This window comes from Streptomyces sp. NPDC045022 (assembly GCF_056432605.1).
Genome location: NZ_JBWKIR010000001.1, coordinates 26,044 through 49,328, shown reverse-complemented (window position 1 = coordinate 49,328; position 23,285 = coordinate 26,044). Strand labels below are relative to the sequence as shown.

General features: G+C 71.3%; 23 protein-coding genes and 1 pseudogene. 17 read left to right on the top strand and 7 right to left on the bottom strand.

Annotated features, from left to right (window positions below):
• Positions 1-84: 84 nt before the first annotated feature.
• The 5 genes from AC07C1_RS00275 to AC07C1_RS00255 all read right to left on the bottom strand — a co-directional run bounded on the left by AC07C1_RS00275 (position 85) and on the right by AC07C1_RS00255 (position 5,055).
• Positions 85-960: a phosphatidylinositol-specific phospholipase C/glycerophosphodiester phosphodiesterase family protein gene (locus AC07C1_RS00275; RefSeq protein ID WP_478935887.1), complete on the bottom strand. Its 876-nt coding sequence runs from the start codon at positions 958-960 to the stop codon at positions 85-87.
• Positions 961-1,131: 171 nt separating this feature from the next.
• The gene (locus AC07C1_RS00270) at positions 1,132-2,214 is read right to left on the bottom strand and encodes an acyl-CoA dehydrogenase family protein (RefSeq protein WP_478935886.1); all 1,083 of its coding nucleotides are present in this window, start codon (positions 2,212-2,214) and stop codon (positions 1,132-1,134) included.
• Positions 2,211-3,392, bottom strand: coding sequence for an acyl-CoA dehydrogenase family protein (locus AC07C1_RS00265; protein ID WP_478935885.1), 1,182 nt, complete (start codon positions 3,390-3,392; stop codon positions 2,211-2,213). The genes AC07C1_RS00270 and AC07C1_RS00265 overlap by 4 nt, the downstream gene beginning before the upstream one ends.
• The gene (locus AC07C1_RS00260; RefSeq protein WP_478935883.1) at positions 3,389-4,360 is read right to left on the bottom strand and encodes an NADPH:quinone oxidoreductase family protein; all 972 of its coding nucleotides are present in this window, start codon (positions 4,358-4,360) and stop codon (positions 3,389-3,391) included. The genes AC07C1_RS00265 and AC07C1_RS00260 overlap by 4 nt, the downstream gene beginning before the upstream one ends.
• 107 nt (positions 4,361-4,467) lie before the next feature.
• Positions 4,468-5,055: a helix-turn-helix domain-containing protein gene (locus AC07C1_RS00255; protein WP_478935882.1), complete on the bottom strand. Its 588-nt coding sequence runs from the start codon at positions 5,053-5,055 to the stop codon at positions 4,468-4,470.
• Positions 5,056-5,133: 78 nt separating this feature from the next.
• On the opposite strand from AC07C1_RS00255, the pseudogene AC07C1_RS00250 reads away from it, so the two are divergent.
• The 8 genes and pseudogenes from AC07C1_RS00250 to AC07C1_RS00215 all read left to right on the top strand — a co-directional run bounded on the left by AC07C1_RS00250 (position 5,134) and on the right by AC07C1_RS00215 (position 12,958).
• Positions 5,134-5,628: pseudogene (locus AC07C1_RS00250) on the top strand (FAD-binding protein).
• Between the two features lie 379 nt (positions 5,629-6,007).
• Complete coding sequence (locus AC07C1_RS00245) at positions 6,008-7,546, top strand: ATP-dependent DNA ligase (protein ID WP_478935881.1); 1,539 nt, start codon at positions 6,008-6,010, stop codon at positions 7,544-7,546.
• Positions 7,543-8,016, top strand: coding sequence for an NUDIX hydrolase (locus tag AC07C1_RS00240; RefSeq protein WP_478935880.1), 474 nt, complete (start codon positions 7,543-7,545; stop codon positions 8,014-8,016). The genes AC07C1_RS00245 and AC07C1_RS00240 overlap by 4 nt, the downstream gene beginning before the upstream one ends.
• 75 nt (positions 8,017-8,091) lie before the next feature.
• Entirely contained in the window at positions 8,092-9,477 is a 1,386-nt protein-coding gene (locus AC07C1_RS00235; RefSeq protein ID WP_478935879.1) for an NADP-dependent succinic semialdehyde dehydrogenase, read from the top strand.
• A 25-nt stretch (positions 9,478-9,502) separates the two neighbouring features.
• Positions 9,503-9,736 carry a DUF6213 family protein gene (locus tag AC07C1_RS00230; RefSeq protein ID WP_478935878.1) on the top strand — a complete coding sequence of 78 codons (234 nt, stop codon included), beginning with the start codon at positions 9,503-9,505 and terminating at the stop codon, positions 9,734-9,736.
• A 327-nt stretch (positions 9,737-10,063) separates the two neighbouring features.
• Positions 10,064-11,128, top strand: a complete 1,065-nt coding sequence (locus AC07C1_RS00225) for a type III polyketide synthase (RefSeq protein WP_478935877.1) — start codon at positions 10,064-10,066, stop codon at positions 11,126-11,128.
• The gene (locus AC07C1_RS00220) at positions 11,125-12,342 is read left to right on the top strand and encodes a cytochrome P450 (RefSeq protein ID WP_478935875.1); all 1,218 of its coding nucleotides are present in this window, start codon (positions 11,125-11,127) and stop codon (positions 12,340-12,342) included. The genes AC07C1_RS00225 and AC07C1_RS00220 overlap by 4 nt, the downstream gene beginning before the upstream one ends.
• 94 nt (positions 12,343-12,436) lie before the next feature.
• The gene (locus AC07C1_RS00215; protein ID WP_478936554.1) at positions 12,437-12,958 is read left to right on the top strand and encodes a cupin domain-containing protein; all 522 of its coding nucleotides are present in this window, start codon (positions 12,437-12,439) and stop codon (positions 12,956-12,958) included.
• An 81-nt stretch (positions 12,959-13,039) separates the two neighbouring features.
• On the opposite strand, the gene AC07C1_RS00210 is transcribed toward AC07C1_RS00215, so the two are convergent.
• A complete protein-coding gene (locus tag AC07C1_RS00210; protein WP_478935874.1) occupies positions 13,040-14,269 on the bottom strand; it encodes an acyl-CoA dehydrogenase family protein in 1,230 nt (409 codons plus the stop codon).
• Between the two features lie 171 nt (positions 14,270-14,440).
• Between AC07C1_RS00210 and AC07C1_RS00205 the strand changes: the two genes are divergently transcribed.
• The gene (locus AC07C1_RS00205) at positions 14,441-15,085 is read left to right on the top strand and encodes a TetR/AcrR family transcriptional regulator (protein ID WP_478935873.1); all 645 of its coding nucleotides are present in this window, start codon (positions 14,441-14,443) and stop codon (positions 15,083-15,085) included.
• A 244-nt stretch (positions 15,086-15,329) separates the two neighbouring features.
• Here the strand turns inward: AC07C1_RS00205 and def are convergent, their stop codons facing one another.
• The gene (gene def, locus AC07C1_RS00200) at positions 15,330-15,884 is read right to left on the bottom strand and encodes a peptide deformylase (RefSeq protein ID WP_478935872.1); all 555 of its coding nucleotides are present in this window, start codon (positions 15,882-15,884) and stop codon (positions 15,330-15,332) included.
• Positions 15,885-16,034: 150 nt separating this feature from the next.
• Between def and AC07C1_RS00195 the strand changes: the two genes are divergently transcribed.
• The 8 genes from AC07C1_RS00195 (at position 16,035) to rocD (ending at position 23,248) form a co-directional block, all read left to right on the top strand.
• On the top strand, positions 16,035-17,273 hold the full coding sequence (locus AC07C1_RS00195; protein WP_478935871.1) for a DUF1727 domain-containing protein: 1,239 nt from the start codon (positions 16,035-16,037) through the stop codon (positions 17,271-17,273).
• Positions 17,274-17,294: 21 nt separating this feature from the next.
• Positions 17,295-18,023, top strand: a complete 729-nt coding sequence (locus AC07C1_RS00190; RefSeq protein ID WP_478935870.1) for a type 1 glutamine amidotransferase — start codon at positions 17,295-17,297, stop codon at positions 18,021-18,023.
• Positions 18,024-18,241: 218 nt separating this feature from the next.
• On the top strand, positions 18,242-19,267 hold the full coding sequence (locus tag AC07C1_RS00185; protein ID WP_478935869.1) for a 6-phosphofructokinase: 1,026 nt from the start codon (positions 18,242-18,244) through the stop codon (positions 19,265-19,267).
• 91 nt (positions 19,268-19,358) lie between these two features.
• Positions 19,359-20,309 (top strand): cytochrome c oxidase assembly protein, encoded by a 951-nt coding sequence (locus AC07C1_RS00180; RefSeq protein WP_478935868.1) that lies wholly within the window; start codon positions 19,359-19,361, stop codon positions 20,307-20,309.
• A 69-nt stretch (positions 20,310-20,378) separates the two neighbouring features.
• Positions 20,379-20,546: a hypothetical protein gene (locus AC07C1_RS00175; RefSeq protein ID WP_478935866.1), complete on the top strand. Its 168-nt coding sequence runs from the start codon at positions 20,379-20,381 to the stop codon at positions 20,544-20,546.
• A 37-nt stretch (positions 20,547-20,583) separates the two neighbouring features.
• On the top strand, positions 20,584-21,069 hold the full coding sequence (locus AC07C1_RS00170) for an Lrp/AsnC family transcriptional regulator (protein ID WP_478935865.1): 486 nt from the start codon (positions 20,584-20,586) through the stop codon (positions 21,067-21,069).
• Between the two features lie 152 nt (positions 21,070-21,221).
• On the top strand, positions 21,222-22,031 hold the full coding sequence (gene ddaH, locus AC07C1_RS00165; RefSeq protein WP_478935864.1) for a dimethylargininase: 810 nt from the start codon (positions 21,222-21,224) through the stop codon (positions 22,029-22,031).
• Positions 22,031-23,248: an ornithine--oxo-acid transaminase gene (rocD, locus tag AC07C1_RS00160; RefSeq protein WP_478935863.1), complete on the top strand. Its 1,218-nt coding sequence runs from the start codon at positions 22,031-22,033 to the stop codon at positions 23,246-23,248. Before ddaH ends, rocD begins: the two co-directional genes overlap by 1 nt.
• Positions 23,249-23,285 lie beyond the last annotated feature (37 nt).

Here is a 23,285-nt window from a genome sequence, read left to right as displayed (position 1 = left end):
ACGCCCATGAGCGGCGTTCGGCCGCAAGTGTGGCGTAGCGGAGGGGTCCGCCGGGCGGCTGACGTGTCCTCCGATCGTGTGGTCTTACGCGGAGGGGTGGGCGTCGAGGAAGGCCCCGAGTCCGGCGAGGTCGTCGGTGTTGAGGTAGTCGACGCCCCCGGCGAGCAGTTCCGCCCACAGGGCGTCCCGGGCCGGGCCGGCCGCGTCCGGGGTCGCCCAGAAGCGGATCCGCTGCCCCCGCGCATGGGCGGCGGCGGTGGTGCCACGCAGCTTCTGCCGCTCCGCGTCCGGGAAGGGCCCGTCGCCCAGCCAGGTGAAGTTCAGCGTCCAGTTGTCGCTGATCAGCGGGGCGAAGGAGGCGGGGGCGCCGCTGCCGAGGTCGGTGAGCCGGCCGTCGTAGAAGGCGCGGCGCTCGGTCTGCGCCTCCATCGGCGTACGGGCCGCGCGGTCGCCGGAGACGACGGCGGTGACCGGACCGGGGTGGACGCGGCCGTGCGCGTACCGGGTGAACAGGTGCGGGTAGCGCCTGAGGTGGCGGTCGAGTTCCAGGTACGTCGACGACCCCTCGGTCTTGATGTCGATGAGGAGTTGCAGCGGTCGTCGCCAACCCCGGTACACCGACCCGCGATGGGCCTTCACGCGGGCGGCGAGCGGGTCGAGGTAGAGGGATTCCAGGGTGCGGGCCGGGTCCAGCTCGCCGGCCTCGTGGCCGATGAGGAGCTGGTCGCCGACGAGGAAGATGTCGGCCTCGACGCTGCCGAAGCGGTGGTCGAGCGCGTCGAAGAGTGGGCGCGGGTGCTCGTAGTCGTTGTGGGCGTGGGCGTGCCACAACGGGCGTCCGCCGCGGTGGCCGCCGCGGTGGCTGCCGGCCGCCCGGGCCTGCGCGGCGGGCAGGACGACCGTGCCGGCGAGGGCGGCGCCGAGGGTGGTGAGGGCTCTGCGGCGGGTGGTGAGGGCCATGCGCTGCCTCCCTTGAGGTGCCGGATGGGACCGGGGAGAGTATGCGTGCGCTTGCCGCCCAACGACCCCTCGTGGACGTGGAGTTGGCGGGACCGCCGCCCTCTGTTCACTTCACCGGAGCGGGTACACGAAAAAGCCCGCCCCAGGTGGGGCGGGCTTCATCGTGGTGTGTCAGGGTGCCTGGAGATCGACCAGCCGGGCCAGCGCCTCGCGGTGGGCGCCCGCCGTGCCGTAGGCGATCGAGTCGGCCTTGGCCCGCTTCAGATACAGGTGGGCCGGGTGTTCCCAGGTCATGCCGATGCCGCCGTGCAGTTGCACCGCCTCCTCGGTGGCGTGGACGGCGACGGGAGCCGCGTAGGCCTGGGCGACGGCCACCGTGGTCTCGGTGTCCTCGCCCGTCGTAAGGGCGTCGGCGGCCGCGCGTGCGGCGGCCCGGAGGTTGACGACCTCCAGCCACAGCTGGGCGAGCCGGTGCTTGAGCGCCTGGAACCCGCCGACCGGCCGGTTGAACTGCTTGCGGTCCTTCAGGTACCGGACCGTCTCGGTCAGCGCCCAGTCGGCCACGCCGAGTTGCTCGGAGGCGAGCTGTCCGGCGGCGGCGCGCAGGGCCCGGCGTACGGCGGGTTCGGCGTCGCCGACGCGGCGGGCGGCGGCACCGTCGAGGGTGATGGTGGCCAGCGGGCGGGTCAGGTCCAGGGAGACCTGCGGGGTGACCGTCACGGCGGCGGCGGCCACGGCGTACAGGCCGCCGTCGTGGGCCGGGACGAGCAGGACGTCGGCGACGGCGGCGTCCGCGATGCCGGTCAGTTCGCCGTGCAGGGTGCCGTTCTCGGCGCGTACGACCGGGAAGGCGGCGCCGGGAGCACGGTGCAGTCCCACCGCGAGGGCGCCGATGGTCCGCCCGGAGGCCAACTGCCCGAGCAGCTCCTCGTCGCCACAGGCGAGCAGGGCCTCGGTGGCCACGACGGCGCTGGTGAGATACGGCACGGGGGCGACCGCGCGCCCCAGCTCCTCCAGCACCACGGCCACTTCACGGTGGGACGCGCCCTGGCCGCCCTGCGCCTCGGGGACAAGGAGCCCGGCGAGACCCATACCGTCGGCGAGGGACTTCCACAGGGCGAGGTCGTGCGGGGCGTCCGACTCGCTGCGGGCGATGACGTCCGCGGCGGCGCAGTGGTCCGTGAGCAGGTCACGGACGGCGGCGCGCAGCGCCTCTTCCTCCTCGGAGTAGAGCAGATCCGGCTGTGCACTCATCGGGCCAGGTCCTTCCAGGCGACGTCCTTGTCAGTGCGCGGCTCGGCGGGCAGGCCCAGGACGCGCTCGGCGACGATGTTCAGCAGGACCTCGTTGGTCCCGCCCTCGATGCTGTTGCCCTTGGAGCGCAGGTAGCGGTAGCCGGCGTCACGACCGGTGAAGTCGACCAGCTCGGGCCGGCGCATGGTCCAGTCGTCGTACAACAGGCCTTCCTCGCCGCGGAGTTCGACCTCCAGGCCGCTGATCTCCTGGTTGAGTCGGGCGAAGGAGAGCTTCATGCCGGAGCCCTCGTAGCCGGGCTGCCCGGCGACGAGCTGCTGGCGCAGGCGTTCGGCGGTGAGGCGGGAGACCTCGGACTCCACCCACAGCTTCAGCAGCCGCTGGTGCAGGTCGTGGGTGCGCAGGTCGGGGCGTTCCCGCCAGGTCGCGGCGATCGGGCCGATCATGCCGCCTTCACGGGGCAGCCGCATGCCGCCGATGGAGACGCGCTCGTTCATCAGCGTGGTCTGGGCGACCCGCCAGCCGTCGCCGACCTCGCCGAGGCGGCGGGAGTCGGGGATGCGGACGTCGGTCAGGAAGACCTCGTTGAACTCGGCCTCGCCGGTGATCTGCCGCAGCGGCCGTACCTCGACGCCGGGGTCGGTCATGTCGCAGATGAAGTAGGTGATGCCGGCGTGCTTGGGCACGTCCGGGTCGGTGCGGGCGATGAGGATGGCCCAGCGGGCGACGTGGGCGCTGGACGTCCACACCTTCTGCCCGTTGACCACCCAGTCGTCGCCCTCACGCACGGCCCGGGTACGGAGTGCGGCCAGGTCGGAACCGGCGCCCGGCTCGCTGAAGAGCTGGCACCAGACCTCCTCACCCGTCCACAGGGGCCTCAGATAGCGCCGCTTCTGCTCCTGTGTGCCGTACTTCAGGATCGTCGGCGCGGCCATGCCGAGGCCGATGCCGATGCGCCGGGGGTCGTTGTCGGGCGCGCCCGCGGCCTCCAGCTCGGCGTCCACGGCGGTCTGGAGGGAGCGCGGGACACCCAGGCCACCGAGACCCTCCGGGTAGTGCACCCAGGCCAGGCCGGCGTCGAAGCGGGCCTGAAGGAACTCCAGGTGGTCCGTCTCGGCGGGCGGGTGCGCTGCGAGCAACTCCCTTGTGAGGTTGCGCAGTTCCTCGATGTCGGTCATGCGGTGGCTCCCTTCTCCGGGACGACGGCCACTCGGCCGGTGGTCACGCCGTCGGCGACCCGCTGTACGGCCGCGGCGGCGTCGCCCAGCGGCACCCGCTCGCTCACCAGCGGCTTGATCGCACCCCGCGCGGCCAGCTCGGTGAGCTGCTCGTGACAGTGCAGAACCAGCTTGGGGTTCTTGGTGTTGTACAGGCCCCAGTGGAGGCCCGCGATCGAGTAGTTCTTCACCAGGGCGTGGTTCAGCGCGGGGCTCGGGATGGTGCCGCTGGCGAAGCCGACGACGACGATCCGGCCCTCGAAGGCGACCAGCTTGGCGGACTGGGCGTAGGCCTCGCCGCCGACGGGGTCGTAGATCACATCGGCGCCCCGGCCGCCGGTGGCCTCCTTCACGGCCGCGACCACGTCCTCGCAGCGGCGGTCCACCACCACGTCGCAGCCCAGCTCCCGGGCGACGGCGGCCTTCTCCGCGCCACCGACCACGCCGATCACGGTGGCCCCGGCCGCCTTGCCGAGCTGCACGGCCGCGCTGCCGACACCACCGGCCGCGGCGTGCACGAGCAGCGTCTCCCCCGCTTCCAGGTGGGCCCGGCGGTGCAGGCCGAACCAGCCCGTCTGGTAGCCGATGTGCAGCGCCGCGGCCTCCGCGTCGTCCAGCGACTCGGGGGCGGGCAGCAGGGCGCGGGCGTCCGCGACGGCGTACTCGGCGAAGCCGCCGTACGGCAGCGTGGGGTTGGCGAGCACCCGGCGGCCGTCCTCGGTCTCGCCGCAGATCTCCACGCCCGGCGTGAAGGGCAGCGGCGGACGTACCTGGTACTGGCCCCGGCACATCAGCGCGTCCGGGAAATTGATGTTGGCCGCACGCACGCGCAGCAGCACCTGGCCGTCACCTGGCGTGGGCCGCTCCACCTCCGCCAGGCGCATCACCTCGCTCGGCTCGCCGTTCTCGTGCACTTGCCATGCCTGCATGCGGGGCCTCCACGGGACTGCTTCGTCTGACCGGGTCCGACGGCATACTAAGCGGTCGCTTGCCGATCAGGGAACAGTCTGCCGAGTTCCGGCCACCGTCGCGTGCGTCACTTCCCGGCGCCCTTCCCGGTTGCCGGCCGCGCCCGTACGTGCATCCTCTCCCCCTGCGGTCCGAACAGGCTCAGGAACTCCACCGGCCCCTCCCCCGTGGACCCGAACCAGTGCGGCACCCGGGTGTCGAACTCGGCCGCCTCCCCGGCCGACAGCACGACGTCGTGCTCACCGAGGACGACCCTCAGCCGTCCCGAGAGCACGTACAGCCACTCGTAGCCCTCGTGGCTCCGCGGCTCCGGCTCCTCCTGGCGCCGCGGTTCGAGAACCTTGAAGGCCTGGAGGCCACCGGGCTGGCGGGTCAGCGGCCAGAAGGTACGGCCGTGCCGCTGGACGGGCTTGGCCCGCACCCGGGGGTCGCCGACCGGAGGGGCACCGACCAGCTCGTCGAGCGGGACCTGATGGGCCTGGGCGATGGGCAGCAGCAGCTCCAGGCTGGGCTTGCGCAGGCCGGACTCCAGCCGGGACAGGGTGCTGACCGAGATGCCGGTGGCCTCGGACAGTGCCGCCAGGGTCACCTCCCGCTCCTTCCGGATCCGCCGCAGCCGTGGACCCACCTCCACGAGGACGTCGTCGGTACTCATGACGGAATTGCAGGTTCGGCAAAGTCATTTGTCAATACGGCAGAGGCTGGGCAACCGCCGGGAGCGGAGGTGGTCGCCATGGCCGAGACCTGTGAAGTGGTCGTCGTCGGAGGCGGCGCGGCCGGCCTGTCCGCCGCCCTGGTGCCGGGCCGGGCCCGGCGTCGCACGCTGGTCGCCGACGCGGGCGAGCCGCGCAACGCGCCGTCCACTCACCTGCAGCGGGGGCGCGGAACTCGTCGTCACCGACGACCGGCTCACCGACGACCGGCTCCCCGGAGTCCGGCTCGCGGACGGCACGGTCCACGATCGCGAGGTGCTGTACGCCGCCCCACGCGCCGTACCGAACAACGACCTGCTCGTCCGGCTGGGCGCGGAGCTGGCCGAGACGCCCTTCGGCGCCTGCCCGGTGATCGACGAGCGGGGGCTGACGAGCGTGCCCGGGCTGTGGGCGGCGGGCAACGCGAGCGGGTTCGCCGAGCAGGGGCGACCGCGGTCAGCCGGGGCTACCGGCCGGGCGCCGCGATCAACGGGGAGCTGCTCTTCGCCGACCTGGACACGGCCGCCCGGGCGTAGACCTCGCGCGGGGCCGTACGGGAGCGGACACCCGGCCGCACGGACACCTCGACACGCCGTGCGGGCACTGACGCCCTCCCACGCAGCCGCGCTGTGAACGCCGCGTCCCGGGCCGCGCGGCAACGGACACCCCGGCACGGCCGCACGGCACGGACACGTCGACGCGGCCTCGCGGGCACCGACCCTCCCACGCGACCTACAGCCGTGAACGCCGCGTCCCGGCCGCGCGGAAACGGACGCCTCTTCGCAGCCGTGCGACCGCGAACACCTCAACGCAGACCTGCGACCGCGAACACCTCGACACGGCCCGTACGGGAACGGACACCTCGACGCGGCCGTGCGGGGTGTGAACCCCGCGCCCCCGGTGCACGATGACTGCATGCTGCTGACCCGGCTCGCCCAGGTGTCCCGGGAGGTGGCCGCCACGGCGGCCCGGTCCCGCAAGACCGCGCTGCTCGCGGAGCTGTTCCGGGAGGCGGAGGCGGACGACGTGCCGATCGTCATCCCCTATCTGGCCGGGCGGCTGCCGCAGGGCCGGCTCGGGGTCGGCTGGAAGGTGCTCGGCCGCCGGGTGCCGCCCGCCGGCGAGCCCGGTCTCACCGTCCGGGAGGTCGACGCCCGGCTCTCCGAGCTGGGCAAGGTGGCCGGGCCCGGCTCCCAGGTGGAGCGGGCCCGGATCGTCGGCGAGCTGATGGGCGCGGCCACCGAGGAGGAGCAGCGCTTCCTGCTCGGCCTGCTCACCGGCGAGGTCCGGCAGGGCGCGCTGGACGCGGTCGCCGTGGAGGGGCTCGCGCAGGCGACCGGCGCGGATCCGGCGGACGTACGCCGGGCGGTGATGCTGGCCGGGTCACTGCAGACGGTGGCCCAGGCCCTGCTCGGCGAGGGGCCCGGATCGCTGGACCGGTTCCGGCTCACCGTGGGCCGCCCGGTGCTGCCGATGCTGGCGCACAGCGCCTCCTCGGTCGCCGAGGCGGTGGAGAAGCTGGGCGCCTGCGCGGTGGAGGAGAAGCTGGACGGCATCCGGGTCCAGGTCCACCGGGACGGCGACGCAATCCGCATCCACACCCGCACCCTGGATGACATCACCGACCGGCTCCCCGAAGTGGCCGCCGCCGCGCTGGAGTTGCGGGGCGAGCGTTTCATCCTGGACGGCGAGGTGATCTCCTTCGACGCCGCGGGCCGGCCCCGGTCCTTCCAGGAGACGGCGGGCCGGGTCGGTTCCCGGACGGACGTGGCGAAGGCCGCCGAGGAGGTGCCGGTCTCCCCCGTCTTCTTCGACGCCCTCTCCGTCGACGGCCGCGACCTCCTCGACCTGCCCTTCACCGAACGGCACGCGGAGCTGGCCCGGCTGGTGCCCGAGCCGATGCGGGTCCGGCGCACCGTGGCCTCCGGGTCACCGGACATCCCGGAGGCCGAACGGTTCCTCGCCGACACCCTGGCCCGCGGCCACGAGGGCGTGGTGGTCAAGGCGCTGGACGCGCCGTACAGCGCGGGCCGGCGCGGTGCCTCCTGGCTGAAGGTCAAACCCGTCCACACCCTCGACCTGGTCGTGCTGGCCGCCGAGTGGGGCCACGGCCGCCGCACCGGCAAGCTCTCCAACCTCCACCTCGGCGCCCGCAACCCTGACGGCACCTTCGCGATGCTCGGCAAGACCTTCAAGGGCATGACGGACGCCATGCTCGCCTGGCAGACCGAGCGGCTGCGAGAACTGGCGGTCGAGGACAACGGCTGGGTGGTCCGGGTCCGCCCCGAACTCGTCGTGGAGATCGCCTACGACGGTCTGCAGCGCTCCTCCCGCTACCCGGCCGGCGTCACCCTCCGTTTCGCCCGCGTGATCCGCTACCGCGAGGACAAACGGCCCGAGGAGGCCGATACCGTGGAGGCCCTGCTGGCGGCCCACCCGGAGGTCAAGCCGTGACGGTGCGTGCGACGAAACGCAGCGCGGGTCTGTTGTTGTTCCGGCACACCGACGAGGGGCTGGAGGTGTTGCTCGGCCATATGGGCGGCCCGTTCTTCGCGAAGAAGGACGCGGGCGCGTGGACCGTGCCCAAGGGCGAGTACGAGCCGGACGAGCCGGCCTGGGAGGCGGCCCGGCGGGAGTTCCAGGAGGAGCTGGGGCTCGCGCCGCCCGACGGGGAGACCGTGCCCCTCGGCGAGGTCGTGCAGGCGAACGGCAAGATCGTCACGGCATGGGCGGTCGAGGCGGACCTCGACCCGGAGTCGATCAAGCCCGGGACCTTCACCATGGAGTGGCCGCCGAGGTCCGGCCGGAGGCAGGAGTTCCCCGAACTGGACCGGGTGGCGTGGCTCGGTCTGGACCGGGCCCATGACGTGATCATCCCGGCTCAGGCCGCGTTTCTCGACCGGCTGGCGGAGCACTCGGGCTGAACAGGACCTCACGCGTTGCGATCGGCCGTGCCGCGCGCGAAGGTCGAAGCAAGCCCGCTCCCAGGGAGGTCGGCCATGCCCATCGCGACGGTGAACCCGGCGAACGGCGAGACACTCAAGACGTACGCGCCCATGGGCGAGGAGGAGCTGGAGCGCCGGCTCCAGCTCGCCGAGGCAACGTTCCGCACGTACCGGACGACCACGTTCGCCGAACGTGCCCGGCTGCTGAACAGGGCCGCCGACCTGCTGGACGAGGACCAGCAGGAGATCGGCAGGGTCATGACCATCGAGATGGGCAAGCCGGTCAAGCAGGCGCGGGCGGAGGCCGCGAAGTGCGCCAAGGCGATGCGCTGGTACGCGGAACACGCCGAGGGGCTGCTGGCCGACGAGGAGCCGGCCGAGTCGGACGTGAAGGACTCCGGCGCCTCCCGGGTCCGGGTCCGTTACCGGCCGCTCGGACCCGTCCTCGCCGTGATGCCCTGGAACTTCCCCCTCTGGCAGGTGATCCGGTTCGCCGCGCCCGCGCTGATGGCGGGCAATGTGGGCCTGCTCAAACACGCCTCCAACGTCCCGCAGACCGCCCTGTACTTGGAGGACCTGTTCCACCGGGCGGGCTTCGAGGAGGGCTGTTTCCAGACCCTGCTGATCGGCTCGGGGGCGGTGGACGACATCCTGCGTGACGAGCGGGTGAAGGCCACCACGCTGACGGGCAGCGAGCCCGCCGGACGGGCAGTCGCCTCCACCGCCGGCGAGATGATCAAGAAGACGGTGCTGGAACTGGGCGGCAGTGATCCGTACATCGTCATGCCGTCCGCCGACCTCGACCGGGCGGCGCGGATCGCGGTGACCGCGCGGGTGCAGAACAACGGGCAGTCCTGCATCGCCGCCAAGCGGTTCATCGTGCACACCGACGTCTACGACGCCTTCGCCGAGAAGTTCGCCGCGGGCATGAAGGCCCTGAAGATCGGCGACCCGCTGGCGGAGGACACCGAGATCGGGCCGCTCGCCAGCGAGCGGGGGCGGGACGATCTGGAGGAGCTGGTCGTCGACGCGAAGCGCGGCGGGGCCGAGGTGCTGTGCGGCGGGGAGCGGCCGGACGGGCCGGGCTGGTACTACCCGCCGACCGTGCTCGCCGGCATCACCCGGCAGATGCGCGTCCACCGCGAGGAGGCGTTCGGGCCGGTCGCCACGCTGTACCGGGCCGGGGACCTGGACGAGGCGATCCTGATCGCCAACGACTCGCTGTTCGGACTGAGTTCGAACGTGTGGACGCGGGACGAGAATGAGGTGGAGCGGTTCGCGCGGGACCTGGAGGCGGGTTCCGTGTACGTCAACGGCATGACCGCATCGCATCCGGCCTTCCCGTTCGGCGGCGTGAAGCGGTCGGGGTACGGGCGTGAGCTGTCCGGGCACGGAATCCGCGAGTTCTGCAACATCACCACGGTTTGGCAGGGTGCGTGAGTGCTGCGCGGCTACCATCCCGTTTGTGAACCGCGAAGTGACCCTGCCTCTGATCGTCGACGACCGCGGTACCTTGCAGGTGGCCGCGGCCGACGTGAGTAAGTTGTTGCGGACCGTGGGTGGGCGGTGGCTGCACCTGGTCGAGGCCGGGGACCAGGCGCTGGACGAGGACACGGTTGCCGCGTTGACCATCGAGCTGGCCAAGCTGGCGGACCGTATCGACGTCGCCTGCATCGCGCACAGCAGTGGGGCGCCGTAGGAGCTTCGGCGCACGGTGCTGTGCGGGTGCGCGGTGGCTTGCCGCACCCACGCGGCCCAGCCGCGTCGCCGTGACAGCCGATCCTACGCCGTAACCGCCGCCCTTCGCCGAGACAGCCGATCCCACGCCGTAACAGCCGTCATGGTGTTTTCCCTCGTCCGGCGGCATAAGTGGCCCTTCGAGCCTGACCCGGGGTCCCCGATTCGGAGTAACCCAACGCGAGATCATCGCCCTCTCGGGTGACCGTGGATGGAGCACCCCCTGAGGTGAACCACCTTCTGGCCGGTGGGCGAAGGCCCGCTGGGAATCGGAAAGCAGGGACGGTTCATGGCGACTTTGTGCAGACCCTCGGTGTCGGTCCCGGAGCACGTGATCACGATGGAGGAGACGCTGGAGCTGGCGCGCTCCCGCCACGCGGACCACCCTCAACTGCCCCTCGCGCTGCGGCTGATCGAGAACACGGGCGTGAAGACCCGGCACATCGTGCAGCCCATCGAGGAGACCCTCAAGCACCCGGGCTTCGAGGACCGCAACAAGCTCTACGAGGCCGAGGCCAAGGCCCGGGTCCCCGCGGTGATCCAGCGAGCGCTCGACGACGCCGAGGTGCTCACCAGCGACATCGACGTGATCATCTACGTGTCGTGCACGGGCTTCATGATGCCCTCGCTCACGGCGTGGCTGATCAACGAGATGGACTTCGACAGCACCACCCGTCAGCTCCCCATCGCCCAGCTCGGCTGCGCGGCCGGCGGCGCGGCGATCAACCGGGCCCACGACTTCTGCTCGGCCTACCCGAACGCCAACGCGCTGATCGTGGCCTGCGAGTTCTGCTCGCTGTGCTACCAGCCCACCGACCTCGGCATCGGCTCGCTGCTCTCCAACGGCCTGTTCGGTGACGGCATCGCCGCCGCCGTGGTGCGCGGGCACGGCGGCACGGGCGTCCGGCTCGAGCGCAACGGCTCGTACCTCATCCCGAAGACGGAGGACTGGATCGCCTACGACGTCCGGGCGACCGGCTTCCACTTCCTGCTCGACAAGCGGGTGCCGACGACCATGGAGCCGCTCGCCCCGGCGCTGAAGGACCTGGCCGGCACGCACGGCTGGGACGCGGCCGACCTGGACTTCTACATCATCCACGCCGGCGGTCCCCGAATACTCGACGACCTCAGCAAGTTCCTGGAGGTCGAACCGCATGCGTTCCGGTTCAGCCGGGCCACGCTCACCGAGTACGGCAACATCGCCAGCGCCGTCGTCCTGGACGCGCTGCGCCGGCTGTTCGACGAGGGCGGCGCCGAGGACCGGGCGCGCGGACTGCTCGCCGGGTTCGGACCCGGCATCACCGCCGAGATGACGGTGGGCCGCTGGGTCTCCTCGAACGGAGACGGGCGATGACCGCCGGTGAGACGCTCACCGAGACCCTGCCCCCGGTCCGGCAGTGGCCGGCGCTCGACCTGACCGGGGCCGACTTCGACCCGGTGCTGACCGAGCTGATACGCGAGGGCCCGGTCACCCGCATCCAGCTGCCCAACGGCGAGGGGTGGGCCTGGCTGGTCACCCGGTACGACGACGTGCGGCAGGTGGCCAACGACCCCCGTTTCAGCCGTGAGGCGGTGATGGACAAGCCGGTCACCCGGCTCGCCCCGCACTTCATCCCCGACCGGGGCGCGGTCGGCTTCCTCGACCCGCCCGACCACAACCGGCTGCGCCGCTCGGTGGCCGCCGCCTTCACCGCGAAGGGCGTGGAGCGCGTCCGCGACAAGGCGCGCGGCATGCTGGACGAGCTGGTCGGCGCACTCCTCCGGGACGGCCCGCCCGCCGATCTCACAGCGGCGATTCTCAGCCCGTTCCCCATCGCGGTGATCTGCGAGCTGATGGGCGTCCCGGCCGGTGACCGGCACGACATGCACACCTGGACCCAGCTGATCCTGTCCTCGGCCCACGGAAAGGAGGTCAGCGAGAGGGCGAAGCGCGAGATGAGCGCCTACTTCTCGGACCTGATCGGGCGGCGCGGGAACAGCACGGCCGAGGACGTCACCTCGCTACTGGGTGCCGCCGTGGGCCGGGACGAGGTCACGCTGGAGGAGGCCGTCGGCCTCGCCGTGCTGCTCCAGATCGGCGGTGAGGCGGTCACCAACAACAGCGGGCAGATGTTCTACCTGCTGCTGACCCGCCCCGACCTGGCGGAACGGCTGCGCGACGAGCCGGCGATCCGCCGGAGGGGCATCGACGAACTCCTGCGCTACATCCCGCACCGCAACGCGGTCGGGCTGTCCCGGATCGCCCTGGAGGACGTGGAGATCAGCGGCGTCCGCATCCGCGCCGGTGACCCGGTCTACGTCTCCTACCTGGCCGCCAACCGGGACCCGGACGTCTTTCCGGACCCGGAGACCATCGACTTCACCCGCAGCCCGAACCCGCACGTGGCGTTCGGCTTCGGCCCGCACTACTGCCCCGGCGGCATGCTGGCCCGGCTGGAGTCGGAACTGCTGGTCGAAGCGCTGCTGGACCGGATACCAGGCCTGAAGCTGGCCGTGCCGCCGGACCAGGTGCCCTTCCGGAAGGGCGCGTTGATCCGGGGGCCCGAGGCCCTGCCCGTGATGTGGTGAGCGGCAGATGACGACGACCGAAGGGCTGACAGCACCCGAAGGGCCCGCGGCCCGTGGGGTGGCGCCGTCCCAGGCGGACGCGCCGCCCCGGGAGATGGCGCCGACCGAAGGGCTCCTCGTACCGCCGGGACACGGCCGCGTCGTGGAGACGCCCGCCCAGCGGGTGACGTTCAAGGTCACCGGCACCCACTCGCGGATGGCCTCCACCTTCGAGGTGGAGGTCCCGCCGGGCTTCGACGTCGGCGCGCATGTGCACACGCGCAGCGAGGAGTTGTTCTACGTCCTCGATGGCGAGCTGGACGTGCTCGCCTTCGAGCCCCGCGTCCGCACCCCCGACAACTGGCGGAAGTGGGAGTCGAGTTCGGGCAGCAGGGTGGTCCGTGCGACCCCGGGCACGGTGATCGTCGTACCCCCCGGCTGCCCGCACGCGTTCGCCAACCCGACGGACACCCCGGCCAGGATGTTCTTCCAGGCGAGTCCGCCACCGGATCACGAGCGCTATTTCGAGGAGTTGCTGGAGATCCTCCGCGACGGCGGTCCACCGGACCGCGAGGCGATCGAACAGCTCCGGAGGCGCTACGACATCGAACAGCTCACACCTCTGCGGCACAGGTGACCGTGCCGGCCCGAAGGGGCGCGGGTGCGCCGGCAGCCGGCCGGAGGCGGCCGGCCGCAGCGCACCCGCGGCCCTCACTCGCTACCGGATCGGCATCCCCGCCAAGGTCCGCGCGATGACGAGCCGCTGGATCTCGCTCGTCCCCTCGAAGATCGTGTAGATGGCCGAGTCCCGGTGCATCCGCTCCACCGGGTACTCACGCGTGTACCCGTTGCCGCCCAGGATCTGGATCGCCTGTGCGGTCACCTTCTTCGCCGTCTCGCTGGCGAACAGCTTCGACATGGAGCCCTCGGCCGCGGTGAACGGCTTGCCGTTGACCGCCATCCAGGACGCCCGCCACACCAGCAGCCGGGCCGCGTCGATCTGCGTCCGCATGTCCGCGAGCTGGAAGGCGACCCCCTGGTTGTCGATGATCGGCCGACCGAACTGCTCACGGGTCCTGGCGTAGTCGAGCGCGACTTCATAAGCCGCCCGGGCGGTACCGACCGCCATGGCGCCCACCGCGGGGCGGCTCGCCTCGAACGTCACCATCGCCGCGTTCTTCACGCGCTCGCCACCGAGGGCCTTGGCCTTCTCCCGGGCCCGGGCGAGCCGCTCGTCCAGCTTCTCCTTGCCGCCGAGCAGGCAGGAACCGGGAACGCGGACGTCGTCGAGGATGACCTCGGCGGTGTGCGAGGCACGGATGCCGTGCTTCTTGAACTTCTGGCCCTGTGCGAGACCCGGCGTGCCCGGCGGGACGATGAAGGACGCGTGGCCCTTGGAACCCAGCTCCGGGTCGACCACCGCGACGACGACGTGGACGTTGGCGATGCCGCCGTTCGTCGCCCAGGTCTTCGTGCCGTTGATCACCCACTCGTCCGTGGCCTCGTCGTACACGGCCCGCGTGCGCATGGAGGCCACGTCGGAGCCGGCGTCGGGCTCCGAGGAGCAGAAGGCGGCCACCTTCACATCGTTCTGGTCGCCGTACATCTGCGGGATCCAGGTGCCGATCTGTTCCTCGGTCCCGTTGGCGAGGACGCCCACGGCGGCCAGGCCCGTGCCCACAATGGAGAGGGCGATGCCCGCGTCGCCCCAGAACAGTTCCTCCATGGCCATCGGGATACCGAGGCCGGTGGGGTCGAAGTACTGCTGCGCGTAGAAGTCGAGGGAGTAGATGCCGACCTTCGCGGCCTCCTGGATGACCGGCCAGGGAGTCTCCTCGCGCTCGTCCCACTCGGCGGCCGCGGGGCGGATCACATCGGCTGCGAAGCCATGGAGCCAGTCCCGGACTTCCTTCTGTTCGTCGTTCAGCTCCATGGTGAACTCTGCCATGTCCCCTCCAGCGGCGGGCGGTGCGATGTTACTAGCGGTAACCCGAGTCTGTTACTGGCGGGTAGGGAAAGTCAACCGCTGATGACGCCCCGGGATCCCGTGCGATGTCAGGGGCACAGTCAGTGTTAGTTTGCGCAGGCGTCACCGAATCAGCACGGGTGGGGAGAGCACATGGACACCACGCAGCGGACCGACCAGCAGCGGTCCGCCGACCGCCGACGGCGCGAGTTGCTGGAGGCCGCCGACCGGGTGGTGCTGCGCGACGGCCCGCAGGCGTCGATGAACGCGATCGCGGCGGAGGCGGGTATCACGAAGCCGATCCTCTACCGCCACTTCGGCGACAAGGGCGGGCTTTACGCGGCCTTGGCCACGCGGCACACCGACGCCCTGCTGGACTCGCTGCGGGCGGCGCTGGACGCCCCGGCGGACCGGCGGGAGCGCGTCGAGTCCACCCTCGACACCTACCTCGCGGCGATCGAGGCGCGGCCTCAGGTGTACCGGTTCCTGATGCACCCGGCGGAGGGCAGCACCGGTGGCGACCAGGGGTTCGACGTCGGCAAGCACAGCGCCCCGCTGCTCCGGCGGATGGGCGAGGAGCTGGCTCAGGTCATCGAGGAGCGAGTGGATCTGGGGCCGGGGAGTCAGCAGCTCGCCCGGGTCTGGGGACACGGCATCGTCGGCATGATGCATGCGGCGGGTGACTGGTGGCTGGGCGAACGACCCTGCTCCCGGGCCGAGTTGGTGCGGTCTCTGGCGGATCTGCTGTGGGGGCGGCTGGCCGCGGCCGGGGACAAAATCGGAGGCCCGGGGTTCTAGGCCCTTTCGTTTGGCTCATGCCGGATCAGGGAGCGGGGCCTGGCGCCGTGCATCGCAAGGCGGAGGAGGGCGTCATGGCGGAGCCATGGCAACCGACGACAACGCGGCGAGGTGCGGCGCCAGGCCCCGCGAGCCCGGCATGATCCAACGAGAGACCCTAGGGGGCTCGCCGGCGAATGCGGGTCGCCGTGGGCCTGTCGCGCTCACACGGCGCAGCCGCACATGAGACACGGCCCCGCGCCCCTCAGACGGGACGGCCCGCCCGGCTCCAAGGGGCTCGCCCGATCTGCCTCGTCAGCCGCCGCTTGCGCCAGCCCCCGAGGTGATCGGCGTACACCGTGCCCGCCAGGTGGTCGCACTCGTGCTGCAGGCACCGTGCGAAGAAGCCGGTGCCGTGCACGGTGACCGGCTCCCCCGTCACCGTGCAGCCCTCGACCACCGCGTGGTCGTACCGCTCCGTCCCCGCCTCCAGGCCCGGCAGGGACAGGCAGCCCTCCGGGCCCCGGATCACCACACCGTCCGTCTCCACCAGCCGCGGGTTCACCACATGGCCGAGGTGACGCACGTCCTCGTCGTCCGGACAGTCGTATACGAACACCCGCAAAGGGACGCCGATCTGATTCGCGGCCAGGCCCACCCCCCGCGCCGCGTACATCGTGGCGAACAAGTCCTCCACGAGCGCTGCCAGATCGGGGCCGAAGTCGGTGACTTCCCGGCATTGCTCGCGCAGCGCCTCGTCTCCGAGCAGGGAAAGGGGCCGGACGCGCCCGTGGGCGCCCGGGATCGAGCCGTGTCGCATGGCGGCAAGGGTACGGTTCGTTCAGCTCATGCCCGCGCGCAGGCATGGCCCGGGATTCGGGTGTGCGAACGGATCTCGATAGGCTGAGGTCCACACCACGTTGCCGGATGGCCCCAGGCGCGGCGCGTACGCAAGGAGGATCGAGAACTGATGGCAGGCAACTCGGACCCGCTCTCGCCGCGGGCCAAGCTGGCCGTGACCGCGGGCAAGGCGGTCGCTGCGGCATCGCGGGCCGCGGGACGCGGCAGCGGGTCGGTGATCGGTGGCAAAGTCGCGCTCAGACTCGACCCCGACCTGCTCGCCCGGCTCGCCCAGAACCTGGACGTCGTCCTGGTGTCGGCGACCAACGGCAAGACCACGACCACCCGGCTCATCGCGGAGGCGCTGCGCGCCGCGGGCCCGGTCGTGTCGAACGCGCTCGGCGCCAACATGCCGGCCGGTATCACCTCCGCGCTCGCGGGCGGCTCGGACGCCAAGTTCGGTGTCATCGAGGTGGACGAGAAGTACCTGGCCGGTGTGGCGCGGGACACCAGCCCCAAGTGCATCGCCCTGCTGAACCTCTCCCGCGACCAGCTCGACCGCGCCGCCGAGACCCGGATGCTCGCCGAGAACTGGCGTGAGGGCCTGGCCGGGTCCAAGGCCGTGATCGTCGCCAACTGCGACGACCCGCTGGTGGTGTGGGCCGCATCCTCCTCCCCGAATGTGATCTGGGTCGCGGCCGGCCAGATGTGGAAGGACGACGCCTGGTCCTGCCCGTCGTGCGGTGGTGTGATGCAGCGCCCCGGCGACGACTGGTTCTGCGGCGAGTGCGGCTTCCGCCGGCCCACGCCGAGCTGGGCGCTGTCCGGGGATCACGTCCTGGACCCGCACGGGTCCGCCTGGCCGATCCATCTGCAGCTGCCGGGCCGCGCCAACAAGGCGAACGCGGCCAGCTCCGCGGCCGTCGCGGCCGTCTTCGGGGTGCCGCCCCAGGTCGCCCTGGAGCGGATGTACCAGGTGCAGGCAGTGGCCGGACGGTACGACGTCGTCCAGTTCCTCAACCGTGACCTGCGGCTGCTGCTGGCCAAGAACCCGGCCGGCTGGCTGGAGACCTTCTCCCTGATCGACCCGCCGCCCACCCCGGTGATCCTCTCCGTGAACGCGCGCGGGGCCGACGGCACCGACACCTCCTGGCTGTGGGACGTCGACTACACCCGGCTGACCGGCCACCCGATCTTCGTCATCGGTGACCGCAAGCTGGACCTCGCCGTCCGTCTGGAAGTCGCGAACCAGCACTTCCAGGTCTGCGAGAACCTCGACCAGGCCGTGCAGACGGCCCCGCCGGGACGCATCGAGGTCATCGCGAACTACACCGCGTTCCAGGACCTGCGCCGCCGCGTCGGCAACTGATCTTCGAAGGGCGATCACCTCATGAGTGACAACCAACTGCGGCTGGTGTGGATCTACCCGGACCTGCTGAGCACCTACGGCGACCAGGGCAACGCCCTCGTCGTGGAGCGCCGGGCCCGGCAGCGCGGCCTGGACGTGGCCCGGCTCGACGTGCGCAGCGACCAGCCGATCCCGACCTCCGGTGACATCTATCTGATCGGTGGCGGCGAGGACCGTCCGCAGCGGCTCGCGGCCGAGCGGCTGCGCCGCGACGGGCATCTGCAGCGGGCGGTGCAGAACGGCGCCATCGTCTTCTCCGTGTGCGCCGGCTACCAGATTCTCGGCCACGAGTTCATCAACGACCTCGGCCAGCGCGAGCCGGGCCTCGGTCTGCTCGACGTGGTGTCGGTGCGCGGCGAGGGCGAGCGCTGCGTCGGCGACGTCCTCGGCGACATCGACCCGCAGCTCGGCTTGCCTCAGCTGACCGGTTTCGAGAACCACCAGGGCGTCACCCACCTCGGTCCGACCGCCCGCCCGTTCGCGCGGGTGCAGATCGGCAAGGGCAACGGCACCGGGGACGGCACGGAGGGCGCGTACAACGGGACCGTCTTCGGCACGTACATGCACGGGCCGGTCCTCGCCCGTAACCCGCTGATCGCCGACCTGCTGCTCAAGCTGGCGCTCGACGTCAACGCGCTGCCGCCGATCGACGACCGCTGGTACGAGGCCCTCCGCAACGAGCGCATCGCGGCTGCGCAGCAGCCTGCGTAGAACCGCTGCGCAGCAGCCTGCGTAGAACCGCTGCGCAGCAGCCCGCTCAGACACTCAACAGGGCCCCCGCCTGACGGGCCGTCCGCTCACATGTGCGGGCGCGTCCAGCAGGCGGACGCCCGCTACGGAGCCCCCCGGTCACGCCGGTAGGGTGGCCGGGAATCCGCCGGACAACGTGGTCCGGTCTCCCGGCCCACGTTGAGAAGGTATATCGGGCTATGCGCATTGGTGTCCTCACGTCCGGCGGCGACTGCCCCGGCCTGAACGCCGTCATCCGGTCCGTCGTGCACCGTGCCGTCGTCGACCACGGCGACGAGGTCATCGGTTTCCGGGACGGCTGGAAAGGCCTCCTGGAGTGCGACTACCTCAAGCTCGACCTCGACGCCGTGGCCGGCATCCTGGCTCGCGGCGGGACCATCCTCGGCTCCTCCCGGGTCCGCCCGGAACATCTGCGGGACGGTGTGGAGCGGGCCAGGGGCCATGTCGCGGAACTCGGTCTGGACGCGATCATCCCGATCGGCGGTGAAGGCACGCTGAAGGCGGCCCGGCTGCTGTCGGACAACGGGCTGCCCATCGTGGGTGTGCCCAAGACCATCGACAACGACATCGCCGTCACGGACGTCACCTTCGGTTTCGACACCGCGGTGACCGTGGCGACGGAGGCGCTCGACCGGCTGAAGACGACCGCCGAGTCGCACCAGCGCGTGCTGATCGTGGAGGTCATGGGCCGCCACACCGGCTGGATCGCGCTGCACTCCGGCATGGCGGCGGGCGCCCACGCCGTCGTCGTACCGGAACGGCCTTTCGACATCGACGAGCTGACGAGGAAGGTCGGCGAGCGGTTCGAGGCGGGCAAGCGGTTCGCCATCGTGGTCGCCGCGGAGGGGGCCAAGCCGCGGCCGGGCTCCATGGAGTTCGACGAGGGCGGCAAGGACGTCTACGGCCACGAGCGCTTCGCGGGGATCGCGCGGCAGCTGTCGATCGAGCTGGAGCAGCGTCTGGGCAAGGAGGCGCGGCCGGTGATCCTGGGTCATGTGCAGCGTGGTGGCACGCCGACGGCGTACGACCGGGTGCTCGCCACCCGGTTCGGGTGGCATGCGGTGGAGGCCGTGCACCGCGGCGAGTTCGGGAAGATGACGGCCCTTCGCGGCACCGACATCGCGATGGTGTCGCTGGCGGAGGCGGTGGAGACGCTGAAGACGGTGCCTTCCGAGCGGTACGACGAGGCGGAGTGCGTGCTCTGAGTTGCCGCCCCCGGTCGAAGAGGTGACCGGGGACAGCTCTACTCTTGGGGCGGACAGAATCGCACAACCCCCACGAAACAGGAGCCGTCGGATGGATCACAGCGGGCACGGCATGACCATGGATCTGCCGCCGTTCACGCTGGGGCGGGGGCTCGAGTGGTCCGCCGACCCGTTCTTCCTGGCCGGCTGCCTGGTGGGGCTGGGGCTGTACGGGTGGGGGGTCGTACGGCTGCGGCGGCGCGGGGACGCCTGGCCGGTGAGCCGTACCGTCTCGTATGTCGTCGGTGTCCTCACCATCGCGCTGGTGATGTGCACCAGGCTGAACGACTACGGCATGGTCATGTTCAGCGTGCACATGGTGCAGCACATGGTGATCAGCATGCTGTCGCCGATCCTGATCCTGCTCGGCGCCCCGGTGACCCTGGCGCTGCGCGCGCTGCCGGCCGCCGGGAAGGGCCGCAAGGGTCCCCGTGAGCTGCTGCTGGCGCTGCTGCACAGCCGGTACATGCGGGTCGTCACCCACCCGGCGTTCACGATCCCGCTGTTCATCGCGAGCTTGTACGCGCTGTACTTCACGCCGATCTTCGACTTCCTGATGGGTTCGAAGGCCGGGCACCTGGCGATGATGGTGCACTTCCTCGCGGTGGGTGTGGTGTTCTTCTGGCCGATCATCGGCGTGGACCCGGGTCCGCACCGGCCCGGGTACCTGATGCGGATGCTGGAGCTGTTCGCGGGCATGCCGTTCCACGCGTTCTTCGGCATCGCGCTGATGATGGCGTCGACGCCGATGGTGGAGACGTTCCGCGACCCGCCGGCCTCGCTCGGCATCGACGCGCTGACCGACCAGAACGCGGCCGGTGGCATCGCGTGGGCGTTCAGCGAGATCCCGTCCGTGCTGGTGCTGATCGCGCTGCTGTTCCAGTGGTACGGCTCCGAGCAGCGGCAGGCCAAGCGCAAGGACCGGGCCGCCGACCGGGACGGCGACAAGGAGCTGGAGGCGTACAACGCCTATCTGGCCTCGCTCAACGCACGCGAAGGCTGATCCGCCTATCCCGTCCGGGCGGGAATCGGGGCACCATGGTCATGGACGGACCATGAGGAGGGTGTCGCGATGCCCGGTTCCACGAACGGTTCCACCAAGGCGATGGGAGCACTCACGGTCGGCGGGCTCGTCGTCGTGACCGCCTACACCGCCGCGCTCGGCAGCAACGGCTGGCTGTGGTTCGGCTGGGTGGTGCTGGGCCTGCTGACGGTCGCCATGGTCGTCACCCAGTCGTGAGTCCTCCGGCGGGGGCGCCGGTGACTACAGTGCCCGCATGAACAGCAGGACGCCCTCGTTCGACGACCTCGACCGCAAGATCATCACCGCGCTCATGGCGAACGCCCGGACCAGCTTCGCCGAGATCGGCGCGGGCGTGGGGCTGTCCGCGACCGCGGTCAAGCGACGCGTGGACCGGCTGCGGGAGACCGGGGTGATCACCGGGTTCACGGCGACCGTGAAGCCCTCCGCGCTCGGCTGGCGCACCGAGGCGTACATCGAGGTCTACTGCGAGGGCGCGGCCCCGCCCCGGCGGCTGGCGGAGGTCGTCCGCAACCATCCGGAGATCACGGCGGCCATGACGGTGACCGGCGGCGCAGACGCGCTGCTGCATGTGCGGGCACGGGACGTGGAGCACTTCGAGGAGGTGCTGGAGCGCATTCGCGCCGAGCCGTTCATCCGGAAGACGATCAGTGTGATGGTGCTGTCCCACCTTCTCCCGGAAAGCCCGGAAGCCGGCGCCACCCACGCAGCTCCGGAATGACGCGACTATGCGCAGGAGTCGTGCGTGTCGGGCTCGGACAACGCAGTGATGCTGCGCATGCACGCAGCCTTTCGTTCTTGTCGTCCGCCTCCCTCCCTTCCTACCGTGGTGTCACCCAGCAGTGACACACAGGAAAACGGAGGAAACCCTCTGTGTCCGAAAGCCGTGTGCCGCGCCCTCGGCGCTTCCTCGTCTGTGAACCCAGACATTTCGCGGTGCAGTACGCGATCAATCCCTGGATGCATCCCGACCGTCCTGTCGACGTGGATCTCGCCCGGGACCAGTGGCAGGCGCTGATCCGCGCCTACCGCACCCACGGTCACTCCGTCGAGTCGGTCGAGCCGGTCCCCGGCCTGCCGGACATGGTCTTCTCCGCGAACGCGGCGTTCGTGGTGGACGGCCGGGTGTTCGGTTCGCTCTTCCACGCGCCGGAGCGGCGCCCGGAGTCCGTGCACTACGACACCTGGTTCAAGTCGGCCGGCTACGACGTGTACCGCCCCGAGTCGGTGTCCGAGGGCGAGGGCGACCTGGTGTGGACGGGCCGGTACGTACTCGCCGGCACCGGGTTCCGCACCACCCGCGAGGCACACCGGGAGGCCCAGGAGTTCCTCGGCCACCCGGTGATCGGCCTGACCCTGGTGGACCCGTACTTCTACCACCTGGACACGGCGCTGTTCGTGCTGGACGACGACAACGTCTGTTACTACCCGGAGGCGTTCTCGGCGGGCAGCCGGGAGGTGCTGCGGCGCCTGTACCCGGACGCGGTGCTCGCCACCCGGGACGACGCGATGGCCTTCGGCCTGAACTCCGTGTCCGACGGCCGTAACGTCTTCATCGCACCCCGCGCCGAGGCCCTCGCCGAGCGCCTCGCCGACCACGGCTACACCCCCGTCCCCGTCGACCTGTCCGAGTTCCACAAGGCAGGCGGCGGCATCAAGTGCTGCACCCAGGAGATCCGCTGATGACCGCACCCGCGCGCACGCGTACGTCCGACGACCTGATCCGTGCGGAGGAGCCCGTCCTCGCGCACAACTACCACCCGTTGCCCGTGGTGGTGGCCCGGGCCGAGGGCACGTGGGTGGAGGATGTCGAGGGCAACCGCTACCTCGACATGCTCGCCGGATACTCGGCGCTCAACTTCGGTCATCGGCACCCGGCGCTGATCGAGGCCGCGCACCGCCAGCTGGACCTGCTGACGCTCACCTCCCGCGCCTTCCACAACGACCGGCTCGCCGGGTTCGCGGAGCGGCTCGCGGAGCTGACCGGGCTGGACATGGTGCTGCCGATGAACACCGGCGCGGAGGCGGTGGAGAGCGGCATCAAGGTGGCCCGCAAGTGGGCGTACGACGTGAAGGGCGTCCCGGCCGACCGGGCGACGATCGTCGTCGCCGCGGAGAACTTCCACGGCCGCACGACGACCATCGTCAGCTTCTCCACCGACGAGACGGCCCGCGCGGGCTTCGGCCCGTTCACCCCCGGCTTCCGGATCGTGCCGTACAACGACCTGGCCGCCCTGGAGGAAGCCGTCGACGAGACGACGGCGGCGGTGCTGCTCGAGCCCATCCAGGGCGAGGCGGGGGTGCTCATCCCGGACGACGGCTATCTCGCCGGGGTGCGCGAGCTGACCCGGCGCAAGGGCTGTCTGTTCATCGCCGACGAGATCCAGTCGGGCCTCGGCCGCACCGGCCGCACCCTCGCCGTCGAGCACGAGGACGTCGTCCCGGACGTGCTGCTGCTCGGCAAGGCGCTCGGCGGCGGCATCGTGCCGGTGTCGGCGGTGGTGGCCCGGCGTGAGGTGCTGGGCGTGCTGCGTCCGGGCGAGCACGGCTCCACGTTCGGTGGCAACCCGCTCGCCGCCGCGGTGGGCACGGCCGTGGTCGAGCTGCTGGAGACCGGTGAGTTCCAGCGCCGGGCCGCCGAGCTGGGCGTGCTCCTGCGGGACGGGCTGACCGAGCTGGTCGGCAGGGGTGTGCTCGGCTTCCGCTCCCGTGGGCTGTGGGCCGGCGTCGACGTCGACCCGGCGATCGGCACCGGCCGCGAGGTCAGTGAGCGCCTCATGCGGGAGGGGGTCCTGGTCAAGGACACCCATGGTTCCACGATCCGGCTGGCGCCTCCGCTGACCATCACGGCGGAGGAACTGCGCTCCGCGCTGGCGGCGCTGGAGAAGGTGCTGGCCTGAGGATCCGTGGGCGGGGGCCGGTGCCGTGGGCACCGGC